We start from the raw sequence: 6,084 nt of genomic DNA, 5'->3' as shown, positions 1-6,084 counted from the left end.
CGAGGTTGGGGTAGAGCCGGCCGTGGTTCACCTCGGTGCCGTAGTACGTCTCGAGGTGGGACTTGATTGCGAGGCCGTACATCGGCTCTTCTGCCAGGATGACCAGGATATTCTGCTGGAACGCGGTGAGATCACGAACGACGCTGTCGGTTTCAACTGCTATTTGACCTTCTGCCATATTGTGTATGAAGCTGTCGGTGGGTTTAAGACTTTGTAACTAAATACGGGTATCAGCACGCGTGTGGCGTGAATCCGCCGTACGACGATCACGGCAAGAAGCCAGCCGGTGCGGTACCGATCGGCCGAACTGGTACACGTATGCCGAACGTATTGGCACATAAATACCACTTTTTGAATATCACGAGACTCACACAGGAATACCACTGATACGGGTTATTGTAGTCACACTGTTGGCTATACCGACGTGAAGATGTTCGACACCCCGGGGTGTCGAAATCCGTTACAGTAATCCGTATGAGAGGTCGCGTTCAGGCTCGGGGGATGACGTCGCTGCGCCGCCCGACGCAGATGCGAAAGGACTTTTTGTTCGTTCGGAGTCGCGTCCAGTATGACGAACCTCTGGGAGGACGTCGAAACCGGGCCGGACGCGCCCGACGTCGTCTACGCCGTCGTGGAGTGTCTGAAGGGCGAGCGGAACAAATACGAGTACGACAAGGACGTGCCGGGCGTCGTGCTCGATCGCGTACTTCACTCGAACGTCCACTACCCCTCCGACTACGGCTTCCTGCCGCAGACCTACTACGACGACGGGGATCCGTTCGACGTTCTCGTCCTCGTGGAAGACCAGACGTTCCCCGGGTGCGTGATCGAGGCACGCCCCGTCGCAATGATGGAGATGGACGACGACGGCGAGAAAGACGACAAGGTGATCGCCGTCCCCGCCGAGGACCCCCGCTACGACCACGTCACGGACGTCGACGACCTCACCGACCAGCAGAAAGCGGAGATCTCGGAGTTCTTCGAGACGTACAAGAACCTCGAAGCGGGCAAAGAGACCGAGACGCTCGGGTGGGCCGACGCCGATGCGGCGAAAGACGCCGTCGAACACGCGATGGACCTCTACGACGAGAACTTCGCGTAACCCTACAGTCTGACACGGTCAGGCCGCCCCCGCCACGTTTCTGTGCCGGCGTAGCCCGGCCCCTGTGCGCCCGGTGTGCGCCGAAGGGAACCGCTTTTACTCCCGCCGTTATTATGAAAAGTGATGGCTACCTGCGACGAGTGCGGGGAGCACGAGAACCTCCCGTACCAGTGCCGCCGGTGCGGAGACACGTTCTGCGGCGAACACCGGCTGCCGGAGAACCACGACTGTCCGGGGATAAACGAGTGGAACGACCCCTCAGGCGTCTTCGAGAGCAGTTTCGACGACTCCGTCCGGGATCGCGGCGGGGCGTCGAGCCCCGGCTACCTCGACCGACTCACCGGAACGGGCGGCGTGCTCGGCTACTTCCGCGGGAACATGAGCTACACGCTCTTGGGCGCGATGTGGATCACGTTCGGACTCCAGTTTCTCGTCTTTCCGTTCGTGTTGGGAGCGCCCCCGGGGAGTGCCCTCTGGCAGGCCGTTTTCGTGCTCTCACCGGGGAGTATCGGGTACGTCTGGACGTGGCTCACCTCCATTTTCGCCCACGGCGGGTTCACCCACATCGCGTTCAACAGCATCGCGCTGTACTTCTTCGGCCCGGTGGTCGAGCGGTATCTCGACACCCGGCGGTTCACCGCGCTCTTCTTCGGCGCGGGGATCATCGCGGGGCTGGCACAGGTCGGGTCGACCCTCCTGACGGTCGGGCCGTTCGGACAGGGCGTCGTCGGCGCCTCGGGGGCGATTATGGGCGTTCTGGGCGTGCTCACCGTCCTGAACCCCGGACTCAGGGTGTACCTCTACTTCATCATCCCGATGCCGCTGTGGGTGCTGACCTTCGGGTTCGCCGGGTTCAGCATCGTCGCGGGGTTCGGCGCCTTCGGCGGCGGGCTCGCCGGCGGCAACGTCGCCCACCTCGCCCACCTCGCCGGGCTCGTGATCGGGCTGGCGTACGGTGCCCGCGTGAAGGGTCGCGTCGGCGTTCCCAACTCCCTCGAGTTCGGTCGTGGCGGCGGCGGGATGGGCGGCCCAGGCGGCCCGGGCGGTCCTGGTGGCCCAGGCCGGCCCTGATCCGATGCGCCCCGCTCGCCCGGAGTTCGTTCCCGATCCGGACGCGACCCGCGAGGCGATGGAGTCGGTACAGTCCGACGTCGCCGCGGCCGCAACGTGGACCGACGATTTCGGATTCGCCGTCGAATCGGTCGGCGCAGCGGACCGGCCGCCCGCATCCGCCGACGCCGACTCACCGCTCGTCGCCGGCGTCGACCAGGCGTTCCTCGACGACCGCGCGGTGAGTGTCGTGGTCGTCTTTCGCGGGGAAACGGTCGTCGAACGGGCCCACGCCGTAACCGACCTTTCGATCCCCTACATCCCCGGACTCCTCGCGTTCCGGGAGGGCGGGCCGATCCTTTCGGCGTTCGCGGAACTCGACAGCACCCCCGACCTCGCCGTGTTCGACGGCAGCGGCCGGATCCACTTCCGGCAGGCGGGGCTTGCGACCCACATCGGTGTGACGCTCAACATCCCCAGCGTCGGCGTCGCGAAAGGACTCCTGTGCGGAACGCCCGATGAGGCTGTCGACGGTCGAGAGCAGGGGTGGCGGACGCCGATCCGGGCCGACGCCGACGTGGAAAACGCCGAGGCAGGGACCGAAATCGGCACTGCCTTCCAGTCCCGTCAGTACGACTCCCGGCCGATCATCAACCCCCTCTACGTCAGCCCCGGCCACCGCGTCGGCGTCGGGACCGCGACTGACCTGGTCGAGCGGCTGTGTGCGGGCTACAAGCTCCCGGAGCCGACCCGTCGCGCGGACGCGTACGCGGACGATGTGAAACAGGAGCACGACACAAGCGCCGGGCAGTAGCGCGCCTCGCCAACTCGAAAACACTTATTCGTGCGGTCACATTCCCACACCATATGAGCGAAATCGTTGTCAGCCTCCCTGACGGATCGAAACTCTCCGTCGACAGGGGGGCGACAGTCGAGGATGTCGCCTACGAGATCGGGCCGGGACTCGGCAGCGACACGATCGCCGGCGTCGTCGACGGCGACCTCGTCGACAAGGCCGATCCCGTCCACGACGGCGCCGAAATCGTGATCGTCACCGAGGACAGCGACGAGTACCTCCGGGTACTGCGGCACTCCGCGGCGCACGTCTTCGCCCAGGCGCTCCAACGCCAGTATCCGGACGCGAAACTCGCGATCGGGCCACCGACCGACGACGGGTTTTATTATGACGTCGCTGGCGTCGATCTCGACGCCGACGACCTCACCGATATCGAAGCCGAGATGGAGTCGATCCTCGATTCGGACCTCCCGATCGAACGCGAGATCCGTTCCCGAGACGCCGCCTTCGACACGTACCCCGACAACCGGTTCAAGCGGGAAATTCTCGAGGAGGAAGCCGCCGGCGAAGATCCCGTCTCCTTCTACGCCCAGGGCGACTTCGAGGACCTGTGTCAGGGGCCACACGTCGACTCGACCGGCGACATCGGCGCGGTCACGCTTTTGAACATCTCCTCGGCGTACTGGCGCGGCGACGAGGACAACGAGACCCTTACGCGGGTGTACGGCACCGCCTTCGAGTCCGAGGCCGACCTCGACCAGTATCTCAAGCGCCGCGAGCAGGCCCAAGAGCGGGATCACCGGAAGCTCGGCCAGGAGCTCGACCTGTTTTCGATCCCTGATGTCACCGGCCCCGGCCTCCCGTTGTATCACCCTAACGGCAAGCGGATCTTAGACGAACTCTCCGACTACGCCCGCTCTTTGAACCTCGACGCGGGCTACGAGCCCGTGGAGACCCCACACCTCTTCCGGACGGAGCTCTGGAAGAAGTCGGGCCACTACGACAACTACGTCGACGACATGTTCCTCCAGGACGTCAACGACGAGGAATACGGATTAAAGCCGATGAACTGCCCGGGACACGCCACCATCTTCGACCAGAAGTCGTGGTCGTACCGCGACCTCCCGGTTCGGTACTTCGAGGACGGCAAGGTGTACCGGAAGGAACAGCGCGGCGAACTCTCGGGGCTCTCCCGGGTGTGGTCGTTCACCATCGACGACGGCCACCTGTTCTGCCGGCCCGAGCAGATCGAAGCCGAGGTCAACCAGGTGATGGACGCGATCAGGGAGGTACTCGGGACCTTCGGGCTCGACGCCCACGTTGCGCTTGCGACCCGGCCGGAGAAGTCGGTCGGCGGCGACGAGATCTGGGAGCAAGCCGAGTCCCAGCTCCGGTCGGTGCTCGAGTCGGCGGGGATCGACTACGACCTCGAACCCGGCGACGGCGCGTTCTACGGCCCGAAGATCGACTTCGCGTTCGAGGACGCCCTCGGCCGGAAGTGGGACGGCCCGACGGTCCAACTCGACTTCAACATGCCCGAGCGGTTCGAGCTAACCTACACCGGCGAGGACAACGCCGACCACCGGCCGGTGATGATCCATCGCGCGCTGTATGGCTCCTACGAACGCTTTTTCATGGTGTTGATCGAGCACTTCGACGGGAAGTTCCCCACGTGGCTCGCGCCCGAGCAGGTCCGGATCCTCCCGATCAGCGACGACCAACTCGGCTACGCCCACCGCGTGAAGAACGAACTCGACGACTTTCGGGTCTCCGTCGAGGACCGGTCGTGGACGCTCAACCGGAAGATCCGGGACGCACAGGAAGAGCGTGTGCCGTATATGCTCATCCTCGGCGGCGACGAGGCCGAGGCGGGCACCGTCTCCGTTCGTGACCGGAAGGAGCGCGAACGCGGCGACGTCGCGGTCGAGGACTTCCGCGAGCACCTCCGCTCGGAGGTCGACGGCCGGCGGCTCGACCCCGACTTCATCGACGAATAGCCGGGCAGTCGTCCAGGCGCCGAACGCGGATATCGACGATCACGACGCTCTAGCCGCTTACCAGCCGTAGCGCGTCGGCCCGAAAGACCCCACGAGCACGGCCGCAAACGACGCCGCGCCGGTGATCGCGGCTGCGCCGCCGACGTAGAACACCCACGCCATCCCGGGACGGTCATAGAGCGGCTCAAAGCGGGTTCGATCCGCCGGTGATCAACGCGAACGGCCCCGGGATTCCGGGTAGCGTTCAAGTGGTTCGGTGAGTTAGTATCACAAAGACCGTGTCAGGACCACGCCTGCGGACCGCCGGAGGAAGCAACCGATGACCGACGGAACTCCGGTCGTCGTCGCAAAGCGCGTCGACAGCGGCGAGGACGCCGACCTGAGCGAGATCTCGGAGCTGGCCCGCGCAGCGGGGTACGAGGTTGTCGCTACCCTCGCTCAGTCCCGGACCGAGGACGCCGCCTACCACTTCGGCGAGGGGAAAGTCGAAGCGCTCGCCGGGGTAGTCGCCGAGACCGGGGCGGCGGCGGTCGTTGTGGACAACCGGTTGGGGCCGTACCAGACGTACAACATCGGCGGGAAACTCCCGACCGGCGCCGAGGTGATCGACCGCTTCACCCTCATCCTGGAGATCTTCGGCCAGCGCGCCAACACCCGGAAGGCCCAGCTTCAGGTCGAACTCGCGGAACTGCGGTACGAACTCCCGCGGGCGGAGGCGAAGGCGTCGCTGGCGAAGCGAGACGAACGCCCCGGATTCATGGGGCTCGGCGAGTACGACGAGAGCCGCGAGCGCGACATCAAAAACCAGATCGCGGACATCAAGCGGGAACTCGACGCCATCGCGGAGAAAGAGGAGACGCGCCGCGACCAGCGCCGCGAATCCGGCTTCGACCTCGTCGCGCTGGCGGGCTACACCAACGCCGGCAAGTCGACGCTCATGCGGCGTCTCGCGGCCGAACTCGACGTGGACGAGAACGAGGGCCGCCACCAGGACCTCGACACCACCGCCGAGAGCGAGGACCGACTGTTCACCACGCTCGGCACGACGACCCGCCGCGCCGACACCGGCAAGCGGGACGTGCTGCTGACCGACACCGTCGGCTTCGTCTCCGACCTCCCTCACTGGCTGGTCGAATCCT

General features: G+C 65.3%; 6 protein-coding genes. 5 read left to right on the top strand and 1 reads right to left on the bottom strand.

Annotation, left to right across the window (positions count from 1 at the left end; translation table 11 throughout):
- Positions 1-178: helix-turn-helix transcriptional regulator (locus Q0116_RS03700; protein WP_297885627.1), on the bottom strand; the 178-nt coding region annotated here is incomplete at its 3' end.
- 390 nt (positions 179-568) lie between these two features.
- On the opposite strand from Q0116_RS03700, the gene Q0116_RS03695 reads away from it, so the two are divergent.
- The 5 genes from Q0116_RS03695 to hflX all read left to right on the top strand — a co-directional run.
- Positions 569-1,102: an inorganic diphosphatase gene (locus Q0116_RS03695; protein ID WP_297885623.1), complete on the top strand. Its 534-nt coding sequence runs from the start codon at positions 569-571 to the stop codon at positions 1,100-1,102.
- Between the two features lie 123 nt (positions 1,103-1,225).
- A complete protein-coding gene (locus Q0116_RS03690) occupies positions 1,226-2,173 on the top strand; it encodes a rhomboid family intramembrane serine protease (RefSeq protein WP_297885621.1) in 948 nt (315 codons plus the stop codon).
- A gap of 4 nt (positions 2,174-2,177) precedes the next feature.
- Positions 2,178-2,966, top strand: a complete 789-nt coding sequence (locus Q0116_RS03685) for an endonuclease V (protein WP_297885625.1) — start codon at positions 2,178-2,180, stop codon at positions 2,964-2,966.
- A 53-nt stretch (positions 2,967-3,019) separates the two neighbouring features.
- Positions 3,020-4,945, top strand: coding sequence for a threonine--tRNA ligase (thrS, locus tag Q0116_RS03680; protein WP_297885619.1), 1,926 nt, complete (start codon positions 3,020-3,022; stop codon positions 4,943-4,945).
- Between the two features lie 319 nt (positions 4,946-5,264).
- Positions 5,265-6,084: GTPase HflX (hflX, locus tag Q0116_RS03675; RefSeq protein WP_297885618.1), on the top strand; the 820-nt coding region annotated here is incomplete at its 3' end.

This window comes from uncultured Halorubrum sp. (assembly GCF_937146585.1).
In the GTDB taxonomy this organism is placed as follows: domain Archaea; phylum Halobacteriota; class Halobacteria; order Halobacteriales; family Haloferacaceae; genus Halorubrum; species Halorubrum miltondacostae.
Note: the sequence above shows the minus strand (reverse complement) of the source record. Positions and strands in the feature narration are given on the sequence as shown.

Coding starts and splice junctions, on each gene's coding strand:
- Q0116_RS03695 (WP_297885623.1), top strand. CDS start 569: ATGACGAACCTCTGGGAGGACGTCGAAACCGGGCCGGACGCGCCCGAC.
- Q0116_RS03690 (WP_297885621.1), top strand. CDS start 1,226: ATGGCTACCTGCGACGAGTGCGGGGAGCACGAGAACCTCCCGTACCAG.
- Q0116_RS03685 (WP_297885625.1), top strand. CDS start 2,178: ATGCGCCCCGCTCGCCCGGAGTTCGTTCCCGATCCGGACGCGACCCGC.
- thrS (WP_297885619.1), top strand. CDS start 3,020: ATGAGCGAAATCGTTGTCAGCCTCCCTGACGGATCGAAACTCTCCGTC.